This is a genomic window from Microvirga flocculans ATCC BAA-817, from assembly GCF_000518665.1.
GTDB classification, from domain to species: Bacteria; Pseudomonadota; Alphaproteobacteria; order Rhizobiales; family Beijerinckiaceae; genus Microvirga; species Microvirga flocculans.
Map to the genome: position 1 here is coordinate 39,418 of NZ_JAEA01000003.1, position 16,409 is coordinate 55,826.

19 protein-coding genes are annotated in these 16,409 nt (G+C 65.9%); 17 read left to right on the forward strand and 2 right to left on the reverse strand.

From position 1 onward, the window contains the following. The first annotated feature begins 10 nt into the window (after window positions 1-10). The 6 genes from L879_RS20530 to L879_RS0105260 all read left to right on the forward strand — a co-directional run bounded on the left by L879_RS20530 (window position 11) and on the right by L879_RS0105260 (window position 3,704). Window positions 11-1,150: a citrate synthase family protein gene (locus tag L879_RS20530; protein ID WP_051435065.1), complete on the forward strand. Its 1,140-nt coding sequence runs from the start codon at window positions 11-13 to the stop codon at window positions 1,148-1,150. Continuing rightward, complete coding sequence (locus L879_RS20535; protein ID WP_368086307.1) at window positions 1,140-1,523, forward strand: NUDIX hydrolase; 384 nt, start codon at window positions 1,140-1,142, stop codon at window positions 1,521-1,523. Before L879_RS20530 ends, L879_RS20535 begins: the two co-directional genes overlap by 11 nt. Before the next feature lie 61 nt (window positions 1,524-1,584). Beyond that, the gene (locus tag L879_RS20540) at window positions 1,585-2,157 is read left to right on the forward strand and encodes a TIGR02301 family protein (protein ID WP_084020730.1); all 573 of its coding nucleotides are present in this window, start codon (window positions 1,585-1,587) and stop codon (window positions 2,155-2,157) included. Window positions 2,158-2,331: 174 nt separating this feature from the next. Next, on the forward strand, window positions 2,332-2,595 hold the full coding sequence (locus L879_RS0105250) for a hypothetical protein (protein ID WP_051435066.1): 264 nt from the start codon (window positions 2,332-2,334) through the stop codon (window positions 2,593-2,595). A 16-nt stretch (window positions 2,596-2,611) separates the two neighbouring features. Then, entirely contained in the window at window positions 2,612-3,004 is a 393-nt protein-coding gene (locus L879_RS0105255) for a VOC family protein (protein ID WP_027315180.1), read from the forward strand. Between the two features lie 40 nt (window positions 3,005-3,044). Continuing rightward, on the forward strand, window positions 3,045-3,704 hold the full coding sequence (locus tag L879_RS0105260; protein ID WP_027315181.1) for a LysE family translocator: 660 nt from the start codon (window positions 3,045-3,047) through the stop codon (window positions 3,702-3,704). An 18-nt stretch (window positions 3,705-3,722) separates the two neighbouring features. Here the strand turns inward: L879_RS0105260 and L879_RS20545 are convergent, their stop codons facing one another. Next, window positions 3,723-4,328: an HAD family hydrolase gene (locus L879_RS20545; protein ID WP_051435111.1), complete on the reverse strand. Its 606-nt coding sequence runs from the start codon at window positions 4,326-4,328 to the stop codon at window positions 3,723-3,725. A gap of 9 nt (window positions 4,329-4,337) precedes the next feature. After that, the gene (locus L879_RS0105270; protein WP_027315182.1) at window positions 4,338-5,675 is read right to left on the reverse strand and encodes a dihydroorotase; all 1,338 of its coding nucleotides are present in this window, start codon (window positions 5,673-5,675) and stop codon (window positions 4,338-4,340) included. Window positions 5,676-5,751: 76 nt separating this feature from the next. On the opposite strand from L879_RS0105270, the gene ygfZ reads away from it, so the two are divergent. From ygfZ to L879_RS22610, 11 genes are all read left to right on the forward strand, one after another. After that, window positions 5,752-6,618 carry a CAF17-like 4Fe-4S cluster assembly/insertion protein YgfZ gene (ygfZ, locus tag L879_RS0105275; RefSeq protein ID WP_027315183.1) on the forward strand — a complete coding sequence of 289 codons (867 nt, stop codon included), beginning with the start codon at window positions 5,752-5,754 and terminating at the stop codon, window positions 6,616-6,618. A 128-nt stretch (window positions 6,619-6,746) separates the two neighbouring features. After that, entirely contained in the window at window positions 6,747-8,693 is a 1,947-nt protein-coding gene (locus tag L879_RS0105280; RefSeq protein WP_027315184.1) for a hybrid sensor histidine kinase/response regulator, read from the forward strand. A 99-nt stretch (window positions 8,694-8,792) separates the two neighbouring features. Further along, window positions 8,793-9,440, forward strand: coding sequence for an FMN-binding negative transcriptional regulator (locus tag L879_RS0105285; protein ID WP_027315185.1), 648 nt, complete (start codon window positions 8,793-8,795; stop codon window positions 9,438-9,440). Beyond that, window positions 9,412-9,900 carry an aminoglycoside 6'-N-acetyltransferase gene (gene aac(6') / locus L879_RS0105290; RefSeq protein WP_051435067.1) on the forward strand — a complete coding sequence of 163 codons (489 nt, stop codon included), beginning with the start codon at window positions 9,412-9,414 and terminating at the stop codon, window positions 9,898-9,900. The genes L879_RS0105285 and aac(6') overlap by 29 nt, the downstream gene beginning before the upstream one ends. Window positions 9,901-9,957: 57 nt before the next feature. Then, window positions 9,958-10,566, forward strand: coding sequence for a DNA-3-methyladenine glycosylase I (locus tag L879_RS0105295; RefSeq protein ID WP_027315187.1), 609 nt, complete (start codon window positions 9,958-9,960; stop codon window positions 10,564-10,566). After that, complete coding sequence (locus tag L879_RS0105300; protein WP_035458780.1) at window positions 10,566-11,159, forward strand: YfbR-like 5'-deoxynucleotidase; 594 nt, start codon at window positions 10,566-10,568, stop codon at window positions 11,157-11,159. Before L879_RS0105295 ends, L879_RS0105300 begins: the two co-directional genes overlap by 1 nt. Before the next feature lie 15 nt (window positions 11,160-11,174). Beyond that, a complete protein-coding gene (locus tag L879_RS0105305; protein WP_027315189.1) occupies window positions 11,175-11,693 on the forward strand; it encodes a tyrosine phosphatase family protein in 519 nt (172 codons plus the stop codon). A 51-nt stretch (window positions 11,694-11,744) separates the two neighbouring features. Then, on the forward strand, window positions 11,745-14,444 hold the full coding sequence (locus L879_RS0105310) for a DUF2339 domain-containing protein (RefSeq protein ID WP_154664095.1): 2,700 nt from the start codon (window positions 11,745-11,747) through the stop codon (window positions 14,442-14,444). 36 nt (window positions 14,445-14,480) lie between these two features. Continuing rightward, the gene (locus tag L879_RS0105315; protein WP_027315191.1) at window positions 14,481-14,729 is read left to right on the forward strand and encodes an exodeoxyribonuclease VII small subunit; all 249 of its coding nucleotides are present in this window, start codon (window positions 14,481-14,483) and stop codon (window positions 14,727-14,729) included. Between the two features lie 132 nt (window positions 14,730-14,861). Further along, window positions 14,862-15,386, forward strand: coding sequence for a DUF2628 domain-containing protein (locus tag L879_RS0105320; RefSeq protein WP_035458782.1), 525 nt, complete (start codon window positions 14,862-14,864; stop codon window positions 15,384-15,386). After that, window positions 15,386-16,408, forward strand: coding sequence for a PrsW family glutamic-type intramembrane protease (locus L879_RS22610; RefSeq protein WP_051435068.1), 1,023 nt, complete (start codon window positions 15,386-15,388; stop codon window positions 16,406-16,408). Before L879_RS0105320 ends, L879_RS22610 begins: the two co-directional genes overlap by 1 nt. Window position 16,409 lies beyond the last annotated feature (1 nt).

Sequence of the window (16,409 nt, forward strand, 5' to 3'; positions counted from 1 at the left end):
ATATCAACATATGAGCGCAGTTCCCCTCGATCTCACATCGGCCGATGAGGCCTCCGCCCGCCTCGGCATCAGCCGGGCGAGCCTCTACGCCTATGTGAGTCGCGGCCTGATCCGCTCCTTTTCCTCGCCGCACGATCCGCGACAGCGGCTCTACGCCCTTGAGGACGTGGAGACCCTCGTGGAGCGCAAGGCGCGGTTCCGCCGCCCCGCCGTCGCGGCCGCGACCGCCCTCGACTGGGGCCTGCCGGTCCTGGAGACGAGCATCACCCAGATCAGGGATGGGCGGTTCTTCTATCGCGGGGAGGACGTCCTCGCGCTCGCCAGAACGGCCAGTCTCGAGGAGACCGCACGCCTCCTGATCGGCGCACTGGACGAACAAGCCTTCACATCCCCCTCGCGGATCCCCGGCCCCCTCCCCGGCCCCGCCTTCGGCCCCCATGCTTTCGTGGCGCAGGCGGTGCGCCTTCTCTCGGAGCCGGCGCCCAAGGAGGCGCGGGCGGCGGAGGTGGCTGCGATCCTGCGCCTGATGGCGGCCGCATCCAGCGGCGCCGATCCGGGCACGGAGCCGCTCCATCGCCACCTGGCCTCGGCCTGGAAGGTCCCGCCGCAGGCCGCCGATGCGATCAGGCGGGCGCTCGTTCTCTGCGCGGATCACGAACTCAGCTCCTCGGCCTTCGCGGTGCGGGTCACGGCCTCGACGGGCGCGGCCCTGCGGAATGCGGTCATCGCGGGCCTCGTGGCCCTGAGCGGCCCCTATCACGGCGGCATGACCGAGCGGGTCAGGGCCTTTCTCGATGCGCCCGGAACCGTGCCGCTCCCCGGCTTCCGGCACCGCCTCTACCCGGAGGGCGACCCCCGGACGGCGGCCCTTCTGGAAAACGTGCCGCTGCTCGCTTCCGACGCCACGACCCTGCAGGCCATCGCGAACGCGTCGGGCGGGAGGCCCGGCATCGATGTGGGCCTCGTCATGCTGGAACGGGCCTATGGACTGCCGGCGGGCGCTGCCTTTACGCTCTTCGCCATCGGACGCACGGCAGGCTGGCTCGCCCACGCCATCGAGCAGCGCGGCCAGGCGACCCTCATCCGGCCGCGGGCCCGCTATGTCGCGGCCGACGGAACCCCTGCCCGGCAATCGCACGATGACCCGTGACCGCTTCTATCCTTCCCGCCCCGTTCTCGCCGCCTCTGTCGCGGTGATCCGCGAGGGGCGCATTCTGCTCGCGGCGCGGGGAAAGCCTCCGAGCGAAGGGCTTTTCTCCCTGCCGGGCGGCATGGTCGAGACCGGGGAAACCCTGGCCGAGGCCGCTCTCCGGGAGCTGCGCGAAGAGGTCGGGGTCGAAGCCAGGATCACCGGCCTGATCGCGCCTGTCGAATTCATTGAAAGGGACGATAAAGGCCATATAAAGCATCATGTCGTCATCGCCGCCCATGCCGCCCGCTGGGTCTCGGGCGAACCCCAGACAGGCCCGGAGCAAAGGAAATCCGTTGGATCACGGAACGCGATATCGCCAGCCTGCCGATGACGGCGGGGCTTCCTGCGATCCTGGAACAGGCCTTCCGGATGGCGCGGAAGGATGGCGCAGCATGATCCGCGCAGTCCTGATCCTCGCCCTGTCCGGGCTCGTCTGGGCATCGCCCCAGCCTGCGTCGGCCCAGGGCTTCTTCGAGCGCCTGTTCGGCCCTCCGCGGGATCCCAACGTGCCCCTGCAGCCCTACCGGCCGCAGCCTCAGCCGCAATACCGCCCCCAGCCTGCACCTCAACCCCAGCCGCAGCAGCGGCGCCCGCAGCAGCCCCAGTCGCAGAGGCCGGCGCCGCTGCAGCAGGCGGAGCCCGCGCCCGTCGTCGAGCCGCCGCCCGCGCCCTACGAGAAAGAGCTTCTGCGGCTTGCCGAGATCATGGGGTCGCTCGCCATGCTGCGTCCTCTCTGCAGCGCGCCCGACGCCTCGGAGTGGAGCCAGCGCATGCGGATCCTGCTCGACACGGAGGGCACGACTCCCGGCCGCAAGGAACGCCTCGCCGGAGCCTACAACAAGGGCTATCAGGCCTATGCCCTCACCTACCGGGTCTGCACCGCCTCGGCGCAGGAGGCCTCGGTCCGGTTCCTGGCGGAGGGCGAGCAGCTCGCGCGCAACATCACCGGGCGCTACGGCGGCTGACGGGGCGCCTCCCCTTCATCCGGAGGTGTTGCAGCAACGCCTCTTATCCACATTTTTCATGAAAAATCCTCTCGCGTTAACCTCCTTGCAAGGTGATGCTGGCGGCGGGACGGCGCTGCGTCTAGAACCGATTCAACCGAACTCGCGCGCCGCCCCTCAAAAGGGGCCTGGATCATGAACGACAACGACGTCCCTCTCACCGAGCTGCCCGAACTCAGCGCCCTCAAGCAGGCGGCCCTGAGCTATGTGACCGAGGCCTTCGCCGAGGCCGAGCTCGATGGGCTCGACGGCGACTGCATGGCGCAGGCCGCCCTCTTCGCGGCCTTCACCGAGCTCGTCGCCACCTATGGCGAGGACGCCGTCGCCGAATATGCCGCGACCCTGCCGGACAAGATCCGCACGGGGGCGTTCTCCATGGCGATGTCGCTGAAGCATTGAGGCAGGCGCTCATCCCATGAAGGGCGCCAAACTCCGGGTCGCCCGGCCCACGGACCGGCTCGAGGACATCGTGCGCTTCTACCGCGACGGCCTCGGCTTCGAGGTCATCGCCTCCTTCGACGGCCACGACGGCTTCGACGGGCGGATGCTGGGCCATCCCCAGGCCCCCTGGCATCTGGAGTTCACGCATCATCGCGGCCACACGGCCGGCCGCGCCCCGACCCAGGACAACCTGCTCGTCTTCTATCTTCCCGACCGCGCCGAATGGGAGGCCGCCGTCGCGCGCATGCGCGCCCATGGCCATTCGCCCGTCCCCTCCTACAATCCCTATTGGGACCGGCAGGGACTCACCTTCGAGGACCCGGACGGCTATCGTATCGTGCTGCAGAGCATGGCTTGGGTGAAGTAAGGGTCTTCGCTTGAAGCGAGGACCATGAGGACTCTCGATCATGCTGGATCTCCCGGCCTTCCTGACCTTCTACACGGCCGTGCTGGCCCTTCAACTCGCACCCGGGCCCGACATGATTCTCCTGTTGAGCCGCGGCGTGGGCCAGGGACGGCGCACCGCCGTTCTCACCGCGATCGGCATGACGCTGGTGGCCGGTCTCATCCAGCTTCCTCTCCTGGCATTGGGGGTGTCGTCCGTCATCCAGGCATCGCCCCTGGCCTTCGATCTGCTGCGTTGGTCGGGAGCGGCTTATCTGGTCTGGCTCGGAGGCAAGCTCGTCGTCGGATCCTTTCGCGGCTCCCATGGGCTGGAACGGAAAGCGGCGCAGCCGATTTCAGACGCGGCCGCCCTTCGCCAAGGCATGATCAACAATCTGACCAACCCGAAGGCGATGGTGTTCATGCTGGCGTTCCTGCCGCAATTCGTCGATCCGACGAGCGCCTGGCCCGTGACGGGGCAATTGCTGTTTCTCGGTGCCGTACAGAAGATCTCCGGCTTCTTCGTGCTCGGAGGCGTCGCGCTGGGCGCGGGAGCGGTCGGAGACTGGCTCTCGCGCCGACCGGGCCTCATCGCCTGGCAGGAGCGCTTCGCCGGCCTCATCATGGTTGCGCTCGGCCTGCGCCTCGCTTTCAGCGGAGATGCATCCGCGATGCGACGCTAATGCCCGAGGGAAATAGTTTCATCCACCGATGTCACTCAGAATCTTGTGCAATGGCCTTTCGTTCGTCCAAAGCGCAGCGCTCCAGCCCATCGCCTTAGCGCCCTGCACATTTCTAGCAGCGTCATCGATTAGAAGAATGTCGCTTGGATTAAAGCCAGTCCGTGCAACCACAGCGCGGAAAAATTCCGGCTCAGGCTTTTTGGCGCCGATCTGAGCGGAATATTGAATGCTATCGACGTGTTTAGCCAAGCCGAGTTTATCCAAAAGGTATTTTGCCCTTAGGTGCTCCTGATTGGTCGCAAGATGGATCTGAATTCCGGAGGACCGGAGTTGGATAAGATCGGCCAATAGGCTCTCGTCCAAGCGCGCATCCCTTGAGAACCAGTATTCGATCAGCTGCTCGGCAGTGAGATGTGGAGCAATCTTCCGCAAAACCGGTCGAAGTCGATCAGCAAGCGCGGCCCGACCGATGACGATCTCATCCCAATACACGGCGAAAAATTCTCGATGGAGATCGTCGGCAGATATTCCAAGATCAGCCTCAAGCGACATCGACCAATGGCGGCCATCATCTGATCTTCCTCGAACCAGCACACCATCGACGTCCACCATGATGGCCCTGATCGGCATGGATCATTCTCCGCCTTGCGTCTCCTCGAACCGAACCACCTCACCCTGCGATGGCGTTTCGAGCGAGCCGTCCCACATCACCACGTTGCCACGCACGACCGTGCCGATGGGCCAGCCAGTGACCTTCTTGCCGTCGTAAGGGGTCCAGCCGCATTTCGATGCGATCCAGTCGTTCGTGATCGTCTCGGTGCGCTTCAGGTCGACCACGGTGAAGTCCGCATCGTACCCGACGGCGATGCGGCCCTTGTTCGCGATGCCGAAGAGGCGCTTGGGACCCGCGCTCGTGAGATCGACGAAGCGCTCCAGCGTCAGCCTGCTCGCGTTCACATGATCGAGCATGATCGGCACGAGCGTCTGCACGCCGGTCATGCCGGAGGGCGTGTTGGGATAGGTCTTGTCCTTTTCCTCGCGCGTATGCGGCGCGTGATCGGAGCCGAGAATGTCGGCGATGCCTTCGTCCAGCCCCTGCCACAGCGCCGCGCGATGCGCCTCGTCGCGCACGGGCGGGTTCATCTGGATATAGGTGCCGAGACGCTCGTAATCCTCGGGGCCGGCGAGCGTCAGGTGATGGGGCGTGACCTCCACCGTGACGAGATCCTTGTGGTCCTTCAGGAGCGCCATTTCCTCGGCGGTGGTGACGTGCAGCACATGGATGCGCGCGCCCGTATCCCGCGCGATGCGCACGAGGCGCTGCGTGCAGGCAAGCGCCACTTCCGCCGAACGCCAGACGGGATGCGAACGCGGATCGCCCTCGATGCGCAGATCCTTGCGCGCGCGCAGCATCGCCTCGTCCTCGGAATGGAAGGCGGCGCGGCGGCGGGTCCGGCGCAGGATGGTGGCGATGCCCTCGTCGTCCTCGACGAGGAGCGAGCCGGTGGACGAGCCCATGAACACCTTGATGCCGGCGGCGCCCGGCAGGCGCTCCAGCTCCGGCACGTCCTTCGCGTTCTCATGCGTGCCGCCCACCCAGAAGGCGAAATCGCAATGCATGCGATGATGCCCGCGGCGCACCTTGTCGGCGAGCGCCTCGGGCGTCGTGGTCTGCGGGTCGGTGTTGGGCATCTCGAACACGGCCGTGACGCCGCCCATGACGGCCGAGCGGGAACCGGTCTCCAGATCCTCCTTGTGGTCGAGGCCGGGCTCGCGGAAATGGACCTGGGTGTCGATGACGCCGGGCAGGATATGCAGGCCCCGGCAATCGATCTCCCGCGCGGCGGAGGCTTGCGACAGGTCGCCGATGGCGGCGATCCGCCCGTTGCGCACGCCGATGTCGCGCTCCACGCGCCCGTCGTGGTTCACGACGACGCCGCCTTTGAGGATCAGGTCGAAGGTCTGGGGCATGGCAATCTCATCCCTTGAGGCCGCTGCGGAACGGGCATATGTCACGCATCCATCTTGAGCAAGGGGAGCGCAGCACATGCCGTCAGTCCATCTGGCCGACCGTGGCGTGGTAAGGGTTTCAGGCGAGGACGCCAAGAGTTTTCTCGACAACCTCATCACCTGCGACCTCGACCGCGTCACGCCGGAGACCGCCCGGCTCGGTGCCCTGCTGACGCCCCAGGGCAAGATCCTGTTCGACTTTCTCGTTCTCCAGGCCCCGGAGGATATCGGCGGCTCCTATTACCTCGACTGCCTCAAGGTCTTCGCGCCCGACCTCGCCAAGCGCCTCGGCTTCTACAAGCTGCGGGCGAAGATTGCGGTGGAGGACCTGTCGGGTTCCCTCGCCGTGGTGGCGGGCTGGGATGCGCCCCGGCCGGAGGACGAGGCCGGGCTCGTGGTTGCGGACCCGCGCCTGCCCGCCCTCGGCTGGCGCGCCATCGTGGCGACCCAGGATGCGGCGGAATTCGCAAAGGATCCGGCAGAGGCCTATCACGCCCACCGCATCGCCCTCGGGGTGCCCGAGGGCGGCCGCGACTTCCTCTTCGGGGACGCCTTCCCCCACGAGGCGCTGATGGATCAGCTCAACGGGGTCGATTTCGACAAGGGCTGCTACGTGGGCCAGGAGGTGGTCTCCCGCATGCAGCACCGGGGCACCGCCCGCACCCGGATCGTGCCGGCGCGCTACGAGGGCGGCTTCGCGGCGGAAACGGGGGTCGAGGTCATGGCCGGAGACAAGATCCTGGGCAAGACGGGAACGGGAGCCGAAGGGCGCGGGCTCGTGATGATCCGCCTCGACCGGGCGGAGGACGCGCTCAAGGCGGGCGAGACCATCAGGGCGGGCGGCATTCCCGTCAGGCTGGAAAAGCCGTCCTGGATCGGCTTTCCCTTCCCGGGAGAACCGTAAAACCGCCCCTGCCCGCGATAAAGCCAAGCTTCGGCAGGAACAAAGACCTCACGAAAACGTTACAGTCCACCGACCTGCCGAAGACGGCACTTCAAGCGCACGTGCGTGTCGGCGGCTGGGGAAATTGGATGAACGCGGTTCACAGTATCGGATCGATGCCCTCCGAAGGGCGGTTTCAGCTTCTCGTCGATGCGGTGACCGACTACGCCATCTACATGCTCGACCCGACCGGTATCGTTTCCAGCTGGAACGCGGGCGCCCAACGCTTTAAGGGCTATGTGGAAAGCGAGATCCTGGGCGAGCACTTCTCGAAGTTCTACACCGAGGAGGACCGCGCCACCGGCCTGCCCCGGCGCGCGCTGGAGACGGCGGCCCGCGAAGGCCGGTTCGAGGCGGAAGGCTGGCGCGTGCGCAAGGACGGCACGCGCTTCTGGGCCCATGTGATCATCGACCCGATCCGCGATCCCCGCGGGCAGCTGATCGGCTTCGCCAAGGTGACGCGCGACATCACCGAGCGTTGGAAAACGCAGCAGGCGCTTCGGGAGAGCGAGGAGCGCTTCCGCCTGCTCGTGCAGGGCGTCATCGACTATGCGATCTACATGCTCGACCCGCAGGGCAACATCACCAACTGGAACGCGGGCGCGCAGCGGATCAAGGGCTACTCGAAGGACGAGATCGTCGGCCAGCACTTCTCGAAGTTCTACACCGAGGAGGACCGCGCCACCGAGCTGCCCCGGCGCGCGCTGGAGACGGCAGCGCGTGAAGGCCGGTTCGAGGCGGAAGGCTGGCGCGTGCGCAAGGACGGCACGCGCTTCTGGGCGAGCGTCGTCATCGACTCGATCCGCGACGAGCAGGGGGAACTGATCGGCTTCGCCAAGGTCACCCGTGACATCACCGAGCGCCGCGAGGCGCAGGAGGCCCTCGCCCAGGCGCAGGCGGCCCTGTTCCAGGCCCAGAAGATGGAAGCCGTCGGGCAGCTCACGGGCGGCGTGGCTCACGACTTCAACAACCTGCTGACGATTATCGTCAACAGCCTGGACCTCTTGAGCCGCAACACGCGCGATGCCCGCGACATGCGCCTCATCGAGAGCGCCCAGCACGCGGCCCAGCGCGGGGCGAAGCTGACGCAGCAGCTTCTGGCCTTCTCCCGCCGCCAGCCGCTGCAGCCCGCCCTGCACAACCCGAACACCCTGATCGAAGGCTTCGAGGCGATCCTGCGGCGAGCCTGCGGAGAACTGGTGGGAATGCAGCTTTCCCTTGCGCCGCGCATCCGGCCGGTTTCGGTCGACGGGCCGCAATTCGAGGCGGCCCTGCTCAACCTCATCGTCAATGCCCGCGATGCCATGCCGGAAGGCGGCGAGCTGAAGATCGCGACGGCCAACGTGACCTTGAGCGAAGCGGATCGAGCCTCGTCCGGGCTGGAGCCCGGCCATTACATTTCCGTCACGGTGGAGGATACGGGCTCCGGCATGACGCCCGAGGTTCTCAGCCGCGTCTTCGAACCCTTCTTCACCACGAAGGATGTCGGCAAGGGCACCGGACTCGGCCTGAGCCAGGTCTACGGGTTCGTCACCCAGTCGGGCGGACACATCAAGATCGAGAGCACCCCTGGCCGCGGCACCAGCGTTGTCCTTCTGCTGCCGGCCCAAAACGACGGGGAAGAAACCGTGGACGACGAGGGCGATACGGCACGCCCGGCCCGTGACAGCGCCGGGACCGTGCTGATCGTCGAGGACGAGCCCGCCGTGATGGAAGTGGCGAGCGAGATCTTCGACAGCCTGGGCTATGATGTCCTGACCGCCTCGGACGCCAACGGCGCGATTGCCGTTCTGGAGAGCGACGCAACTATCGACGTGCTGTTCACGGATGTGGTCATGCCCAACGGCATGAACGGCGTGCAACTGTCCCGGAAGGCCTATGAGATACGGCCCACCCTCAAGATCTTGCTGGCCTCCGGCTATCCCATGTCCGCCCTGCCGGCCGAGGGCTTGAGCGCAGGCGTTGCCTTCATCAGCAAGCCCTACCGCTGGACGGAGCTCGCCGACAAGCTGCGGGTGCTCCGGTCGGGAGCCTGAAGGCCCATCGCCCCGCGTGATGTGTCGCATCCGCAAATTTGATTGGTCTATCCGATTGCCCGTCTCTAGCATCCGGCGCGATCTAAGACGGGCCACGCCATGTATCAGCCGCCGCATTTTCGCGAGGACAGCCTCGCGGTTCAACATGCCCTCATGCGGGCCCATCCGCTCGGGCTTCTGGTGACGCTCGGAAGCGCGGGGCTCGTAGCCAACCCCGTCCCCTTTGTGCTCGATGCCGCCCCCTCGGCTTGCGGCACGCTCAGGGCTCATCTGTCGCGGGCCAATCCCCAATGGCAGGATTTCGATGCGTCGCAGGAAGCCCTCGTCGTCTTCCAGGGGCCTGAAACCTACATCACGCCCTCCTGGTATGCGGCCAAGCGCGAGCACGGCAAGGTGGTCCCGACCTGGAACTACGCCATCGTGCAGGCCTATGGCCGCATGCGGGTCATCGACGATCCGGACTGGCTCCTGCAGCAGATCACCGCCATAACCGACGCGCAGGAAGGCGCACAGCCGGAGCCTTGGGCGGTGAGCGATGCGCCGGCCCCGTTCGTGACGGCGCAGCTCAAGGGCATCGTCGGCGTGGAGATCGAGATCAACCGGATCGAGGGCAAGTGGAAGGTCAGCCAGAACCGTTCGGAGGCGGACCGGCTGGGCGTCGCGGCTGGCCTGCGGAGCTCGCAGGACGATGCTTCGCAGCGAATGGCGGATCTGGTGGATGCGCGAGGAGCCCTGCCCGTTGGCTGACGAACTCGCGCCACGGGTCGAGGCCTGCACCCTGAAGGCGCTCGACGAATGGATTGCCCTGCGTCATGCCCTCTGGCCGAGCGCTCCGGCCGAAGAGCACCGCTCCGAGGCGCAGGCCATGCTCTGGGAGCAGAAGAAAGCCATAGCGTTTCTCGTGCGCCTGGCCGACGGCACGGCGGCAGGCTTTGCGGAAGCGTCGCTCCGCCACGATTACGTGAATGGCTGCGCCAGTTCGCCCGTGGCCTTCCTGGAAGGGATCTACGTGCGACCGGATCGTCGCAGGCAGGGGCTTGCACGGCTGCTGTGCCTAGCCGTGGAGGAATGGGCCCGGGGCCTTGGCTGTCGCGAACTGGCCTCCGACGTCGAACTCCACAATACCGGCTCGCAGACAATGCACGACGCCCTCGGCTTCGAGGAGACGGAGCGGGTCGTGTACTACCGCAAGACGCTTCCCTCCTGACGGATTCCGTCGGGGGCGGATCTTTCTGTTTGCCCGCAGTCCCGCTACACAGGTCGCATGACTGACGGACTCATCTTTCATCCCGACGGCAAGGCCCGCTGCTGGTGGCCCGGCACCGACCCGCTTTACGTCACCTATCACGATACGGAATGGGGCGTGCCGGAATTCGACGACCGCGCCCTTTTCGAAAAGCTCATTCTCGACGGGTTCCAGGCCGGGCTGTCCTGGATCACGATTTTGCGCAAGCGCGAGAACTTCCGGAAGGCGTTCTCCGGGTTCGAGCCCGAGAAGATCGTCCGGTTCACCCCGCCCAAGGTCGAGAAGCTGATGCTCGATGCGGGGATCGTGCGCAACCGCGCCAAGATCGAGGCGACGATGGCGGGAGCGAGGGCCTGGCTCGACATCCAGGAGCGCGGCGGCTTCTCGCAGTTCCTATGGAACTTCGTCGACGGGCGGCCGATCCAGAACAACCTCAAGAACCGCTCCCAGGTCCAGGCGGAAACCGACGTCTCGCGGCGCATCTCGAAGGCGCTGAAGGCGGAAGGGTTCAACTTCGTCGGCCCCACCATCGTCTATGCCTTCATGCAGGCGGTAGGCATGGTGAACGACCACCTTGTGGGCTGTTACCGCCACGAGGAATGCGCAGCGATCGCCGAGAAGCTCTGATGGCCAAGGAGCCCCGCGTCTGGCAGCGGATGCTTTCCGGCCGCCGCCTCAACCTGCTCGATCCCTCCCCCCTCGATGTCGAGCTCGACGACATCGCCCACGGGCTCGCGCGGGTGGCCCGCTGGAACGGGCAGACCGTGGGCGGCCACATCTTCTCCGTGGCGCAGCATTCCCTCCTCGTGGAAGCGATCGCGGACCACCACGATCCCGCCATGTCCCGCGAGTGGCGCCTCGCGGTGCTGCTGCACGATGCGCCGGAATACGTGATCGGCGACATCATCTCCCCCTTCAAGGCCGTCATCGGCGATGCCTACAAGGCAATCGAGGCGGGCCTTCTGGGGGCGATCCATCTCCATTTCGGCCTGCCCGCCCAACCGGCGGCAGCCCTCAAGCGCTTCATCAAGCAGGCGGACCGGCAGGCGGCTTTCCTGGAGGCGACCCATCTCGCCGGCTTCGGCCGTGAGGAGGCGATAAAGTTCTTCGGCCGGCCCGAGCCGCTCCCCCGCTCGGTACTGGCCTTCCTGGAGCCCTGGCCCGTGGCGGAGGCCGAGAACCGCTACCGGGAGAAGGTGCTCGCCGTGGCGGCATCGTAGAAAGGCCCGGAAACCATGCCGATTCTGCACGTCTGTCCCCTGTCCCGCCTGCACGAGACCGTGGCCGCGACCCGCGCCAGCCATATGGTGAGCCTCATGGGCCCCGGCGCCATCGTGGAGCGTCCGGCGGGAATCGCGGCGGAGCGCCACCTTTTCCTCAGCGTCAGCGACATCGTGGAGCCCCTGGAGGGCCATGTGCTGGCGGGGGCCGAGCACATGGAGCGGCTGATCGCCTTCGTCCGCGCCTGGGAACGGGAGAGCCCCCTCGTCATTCATTGCTGGTTCGGTATCAGCCGTTCGACCGCAGGAGCCTATATCGCAGCCTGCGCCCTCGCGCCGGAGCGGGACGAGAAGGAGATCGCCCTGGCGCTCAGGCAGGCTTCCCCCAGCGCCACTCCCAACGCCCGGTTCGTGGCCCTGGCCGACGACATCCTGGGCCGCCGGGGCCGCATGGTCGAGGCGATCCGGAGCATCGGACGCGGGGCCGAGGCTATGGAGGGCACGCCCTTCATGTTACAGCTTAACCACCGCTAGCCGATTCCAGCCGGAACGGCCGCGGCCCGATGCATTCCCCGAGGCCTTCCGTTGGAATTACCCCTGCTCGTTGTGCTGGCCCTCAGCATTCCTGTTTGCGCCATCGCAGGGCTAGTCCTCGGCCTTTCGGCTCGCAGCAAGCTCGCGGCCCTGCAGCACCGCCTCTCGGCTCTCGAAGGCGAGATCAGGCTCCTCCGGACCCAGGCGGGTCCGGAGGAGCCTGCGGCGGAGCAGGCTGCCCAGCCCCCTGCCCCGGGAATCCCCGTCGCGGAAGCGCCCGCCGCCGCTTCGCCCGGGACGCCCGACAGGGCTCCCTCCATCGACGGAACCGTTCCCGCCATCCCGGCGGCGCAGCCGTCATCGCCGCAAAGGGCGGATATGGAAGCGACGCTGGGCTCCCGCTGGGCCGTCTGGGTCGGCGGCGTGGCGCTGGCCCTCGGCGGGATCTTCCTCGTCCGCTATTCCATCGAACAGAACCTGCTGAGCCCGGCGACCCGCATCATCCTGGGCGGGCTGTTCGCCCTCGCCCTGATCGGGGCGGGCGAATGGCTGCGCCGGGGCGAGCGCAGCCTCGTCCTGCCCGGCATCCCGCAGGCGAATGTGCCCGCGATCCTGACGGCGGCGGGAACCTGCAGCGCCTTTGCCTCTGCCTATGCGGCCTATGCGCTCTACGGCCTGATCGGCCCCGCGGCGACCTTCGTGCTTCTGGGCGCGATTGCCGTCCTGACCCTGACCGCCTCCACGCTGCACGGCCCGATCCTGGCAGCCCTCGGCCTGCTCGGCGCGATGGGAAGCCCGCTCCTCGTTTCCTCCGACAAGCCGCAGCCCTGGGCCATGGTGATCTATCTCGCCTTCGTGGCGCTGCCCGCCTACGGCGTCGCACGCCTGCGGCTCTGGCGCTGGCTCGCCCTCGCCGCCGCGACCGGCGTGCTGGCCTGGACGGCCCTGGTCTTCGTCCTGGCCGGAACGGACGCCCTGCCCTCCATGGTTCATCTGGTCGTCCAGACGGCCTTCGCCGCCTTCTTCCTCGTGGTCCTTCCCTACCGCTCCCTGGCTGACGCGGACCTGGAGATCGACCGCGCGGCCAGCACCGTCCTTCTGGCCTTCGCCCTGGCCGGGATCGCGATCTCGGGCACGGTCGCGGCGGGAGACGGCCGCCCAGTCTTCGTCGCCGCCCTGGCGCTCGTTCTGGTCGCCACGGGCATCCGCTTCACGCCTGCATCCCCGGCCGCCGCCTGGGCGGCCCTGAGCGCCTGCGGCGCCCTCCTGGTCTGGCCGATCGCGAGCGATCTCGGCACCGCGCCCGAGAACCTTTTCTACCAGGAAGGCGATGCCTTCGCTTTGCGCCCCTACGCGCTGGAGGTTTATCTCGGGTTCGCCCTGCTGGCTCCCGCCGCCATCGCCGGCGCTTCCCTCATCAGGCTCGCGCGCACGTCCCACCTGCGCCTTTCCGCCGCGGCCTGGTACGCGGGAGCGGCCACGACCGGCCCGCTTCTCGCCCTCGTGGCCGCCTATTGGCGGGTGACGGAATTCGAACCCAGCCTCTCCTTCGCCCTCGTCGCGGGCGCACTGGCCCTGGCCTTCGTGGCCGCCTTCCAATGGCTCCTGCGCCAGAGAGGCGAGAACGGGCACGCCCTCGGTCTCGGCGCGGGCGCGACCGCTTCCGCAGCCCTGGCGGCCCTGGCGCTCGGCCTCACCTTCGCCCTCGACAAAGGCATGCTGACCGTGGCCTTCGCCCTCACGGCCCTCGGCACCGCCTGGGTGGCCGAGCGCATCGCCCTTCCGGCCCTGCGCTACGCCGTGGGCGCCATCGGCCTCATCGTTCTGGGGCGGCTCATCTGGAACCCAACCGTCGTGGACGGCAATCCCGGCCCGGTCCTGTTCAACTGGCTGCTCTGGGGCTACGGCATTCCGGCATTGGCCTTTCTCGCCGCGAGCCGCCTGCTGGAGCGGTCCGGGCGCGACCGGATCGTCCGGTTGATCGAGAGCCTCGGCCTCGCCTTTGCCGCCTTCCTGGTCTTCTTCGAGATCCGCCACGCGCTCCATGAGGGCAACCCGCTGGCCGAGGATTTCAGCCTCATGGAAGCAGGCCTGATCGCGACGGAGGCCTTCGTCTTCGCGATCCTCCTGACCCGCCTGGACTTCAGGGCGGCCGACCCGGTCTACCGCTGGGGCTCGCTGATCTTCAAGGTCCTCTCCTTCGGCCTGGCCGCCATCGGGCTCCTGCTCGTCGAGAACCCCTTCGTCTCGGAACGGGAGGTCTCGGGAGGCGCGGTCTTCAACAGCCTGATCCTGGCCTATCTCCTGCCGTCCGTCCTGGCGGGGGCGCTGGCCCTGGCGGAGCGGCGGTCACGCCCCTGGGCCTATGCCCTGTCCTCCGCGATCCTGAGCCTTCTGCTTCTGAGCGCGTATGTGGGCCTGGAAATCCGGCAGATCTTCACCGGCCCCCAGTTGGCCGCGTGGAAGGGCTTCACGCAGGGAGAGCAGTGGAGCTACTCGGTCGCCCTGCTGGCCGTCGGGATCCTGCTGCTCGGCCTGGGGCTGTTGCGCGACAACCGCTTCGCCCGCACGGCCTCGGCGGCCTATCTCGTCCTGGCGGTGCTCAAGGTCTTCATCGTCGACCTGGCCAATCTGGAGGGCGTCATGCGCGCCCTGTCATTTATCGGCCTCGGCCTTGTTCTCATCGGCATCGGTCTCGTCTATCAGAGACTCCTTGCCCATCGACCCAGCAATGCCGCAATCCCATCGTGACATTGCGAGAAGGACAGACAATTGACGGACAGCCGCATGACCGACACCACTTCCATCAAGACCCTCCCCTTCGAGAAGGCCCTGGCCGAACTGGAGGAGATCGTGCGGCGCCTCGAGCGCGGCGATGTGCCCCTGGAGGACTCGATTGCGATCTATGAGCGCGGCGAGGCCCTCAAGAAGCATTGCGAGCAGCTCCTCAAGAAGGCCGAGGCCCGGATCGAGAAGATCACCATCGGCCCCGACGGAGCCGCCTCCGGCACGGCCCCGCTGGACGTCGCGGAATAGCTTGGCCGTCTGGAACACCTTACTTGACTGAGACCCACGGTAAATCCCCGACCATGGGGATTTCAGAAATCTGAGTCTTGTCACCCTACCCTGTCCATGCAAACGTAATCACGTTGCGTTAACGGAGGTGCGATGACAGTCGCAGAAACAAAAAGCACCGTGGTGTCTCCTGAGATACAGGAGACATCTAGGACCGATGCTCTTTTTGCTGCATTCGTCGGCCCCAACCATGAGGTTTATGGCCGAACGCTAGAGAAGATGCGGGCTAAGGACCCTGCCCTGCGCAAGCTCGCGCTGACTTGGTGCTGGCCGGCTTTCCTGATTACTATTCCATGGCTTCTCTACCGCAAGCTCTATGGCTGGGCAGTCGGCTTGATCGGCGCGGTCATTGCCGTAGAGCTTGTCCTTCCAACGAACTCAGGCAGCGGAACTCTTAGTGTCTATGCCATGCTGGGGATGATGGCAAAGTCCGTTTATGTACAATACGCTGTCAAACGTATTGATAAGTTGCGCAGCCGAGCAACGAGCGAGGAAGAGTTGGAGGCTCTCGTCAAAAAGGCTGGCGGTGTTTCCATACCAGGAGCGGTAATCGGCGCCGTTTTGTTCATTGGATTCAATGTGCTGGCCTTTATGAGCAGCTTCGCCAAGCACGACTAATGGCAGGGCAGGATTATCTGCATAGGTCGGCCGCCCTTTTCAGTGCCGTATTCCCTGTCGTCTGGCTTGGTTTGCTTCTTATCTATGCCGCCCGGAGACGAGTTACTGCTGAAGCGATCTTGACCGCTTTTACCATGGGCTTCCTCTCGGCTCTCACGGTCGGCATCTCCTTTCTGACTGTCGCAGCGGTAACCGCCGGAAGCGACGTAATCAGCCTAAAAGGGGTTTTCGCTACCAGCTTCCTGGCGGCTGCCCTACCCGAAGAAGCTGCCAAGCTCGCCGTTATCCTGACCATCGTTTATCGGCATGAGGATGTAATCAGTCCTCTAGACTACATCCTGACCGCTGGCTGGGTCGGATTGGGATTTGCAGGCCTTGAGAACATTTTCTATGTATTCGGAGAATTCGCGGACGGGGATGGCAAATGGCTAAGCCTAGCCATAGCTCGGGCGGCTACTGCCGTACCGAGCCACACCATGTCGGGTGTGTTGATGGGAATCCTTCTTGCAAGCAGTTTGGAGGAGAGGGCCCATAAAGCGCGGTGGATGATCGCCTCGTTCCTGATCCCTTTTTTCCTCCATGGCCTCTACGATGTCTGTGTTGTATCCCTCCGCGAGCAAGCGAACGGATTGCCCTTCTCGGCAGAACCTTGGCATCTTGCGCTCGGACTAGGCGTAGTCATGACCTTCGAGGCTTGGTTGGCATTCGCTCTCGTGCGCTACGGCAGGTCTCGATGGCACGAGACGCTTGCCCCGCCCCTTCGCAGCGGCCAGTCCCGATGGATCGAGTATTCCTTTAGGATGCTTCTCATCCTAACCATGCTCATTGCCATTGGCTTGATCGGCCTCGGCATTTTCGGGGTCTGGAAGCGGCACAATATTTCCGCTTTCGCCGGGGCGGGCATAGCTTGGCTAGGGATCGCGTACACAACAAGGCTCCTATGCCTGACAGCCAAAGATCATCCTTCTGATTTGACCGTCTCACCTCAAGTCCCTATCTCAAAGGATCTAGCCTCCGGCTGAA

Excerpts from the sequence above, each read along its gene's own strand:
- L879_RS0105300 (WP_035458780.1), top strand. The coding sequence starts at position 10,566 with ATGGCCAAGGAGCCCCGCGTCTGGCAGCGGATGCTTTCCGGCCGCCGC.
- L879_RS20530 (WP_051435065.1), top strand. The coding sequence starts at position 11 with ATGAGCGCAGTTCCCCTCGATCTCACATCGGCCGATGAGGCCTCCGCC.
- L879_RS0105270 (WP_027315182.1), bottom strand. The coding sequence starts at position 5,675 with ATGCCCCAGACCTTCGACCTGATCCTCAAAGGCGGCGTCGTCGTGAAC.
- L879_RS0105285 (WP_027315185.1), top strand. The coding sequence starts at position 8,793 with ATGTATCAGCCGCCGCATTTTCGCGAGGACAGCCTCGCGGTTCAACAT.
- L879_RS20535 (WP_368086307.1), top strand. The coding sequence starts at position 1,140 with ATGACCCGTGACCGCTTCTATCCTTCCCGCCCCGTTCTCGCCGCCTCT.
- L879_RS0105260 (WP_027315181.1), top strand. The coding sequence starts at position 3,045 with ATGCTGGATCTCCCGGCCTTCCTGACCTTCTACACGGCCGTGCTGGCC.
- L879_RS0105305 (WP_027315189.1), top strand. The coding sequence starts at position 11,175 with ATGCCGATTCTGCACGTCTGTCCCCTGTCCCGCCTGCACGAGACCGTG.
- L879_RS22610 (WP_051435068.1), top strand. The coding sequence starts at position 15,386 with ATGGCAGGGCAGGATTATCTGCATAGGTCGGCCGCCCTTTTCAGTGCC.
- L879_RS0105320 (WP_035458782.1), top strand. The coding sequence starts at position 14,862 with ATGACAGTCGCAGAAACAAAAAGCACCGTGGTGTCTCCTGAGATACAG.
- ygfZ (WP_027315183.1), top strand. The coding sequence starts at position 5,752 with ATGCCGTCAGTCCATCTGGCCGACCGTGGCGTGGTAAGGGTTTCAGGC.
- L879_RS0105315 (WP_027315191.1), top strand. The coding sequence starts at position 14,481 with ATGACCGACACCACTTCCATCAAGACCCTCCCCTTCGAGAAGGCCCTG.
- L879_RS0105250 (WP_051435066.1), top strand. The coding sequence starts at position 2,332 with ATGAACGACAACGACGTCCCTCTCACCGAGCTGCCCGAACTCAGCGCC.
- L879_RS0105280 (WP_027315184.1), top strand. The coding sequence starts at position 6,747 with ATGAACGCGGTTCACAGTATCGGATCGATGCCCTCCGAAGGGCGGTTT.
- L879_RS0105255 (WP_027315180.1), top strand. The coding sequence starts at position 2,612 with ATGAAGGGCGCCAAACTCCGGGTCGCCCGGCCCACGGACCGGCTCGAG.
- L879_RS20540 (WP_084020730.1), top strand. The coding sequence starts at position 1,585 with ATGATCCGCGCAGTCCTGATCCTCGCCCTGTCCGGGCTCGTCTGGGCA.
- L879_RS0105295 (WP_027315187.1), top strand. The coding sequence starts at position 9,958 with ATGACTGACGGACTCATCTTTCATCCCGACGGCAAGGCCCGCTGCTGG.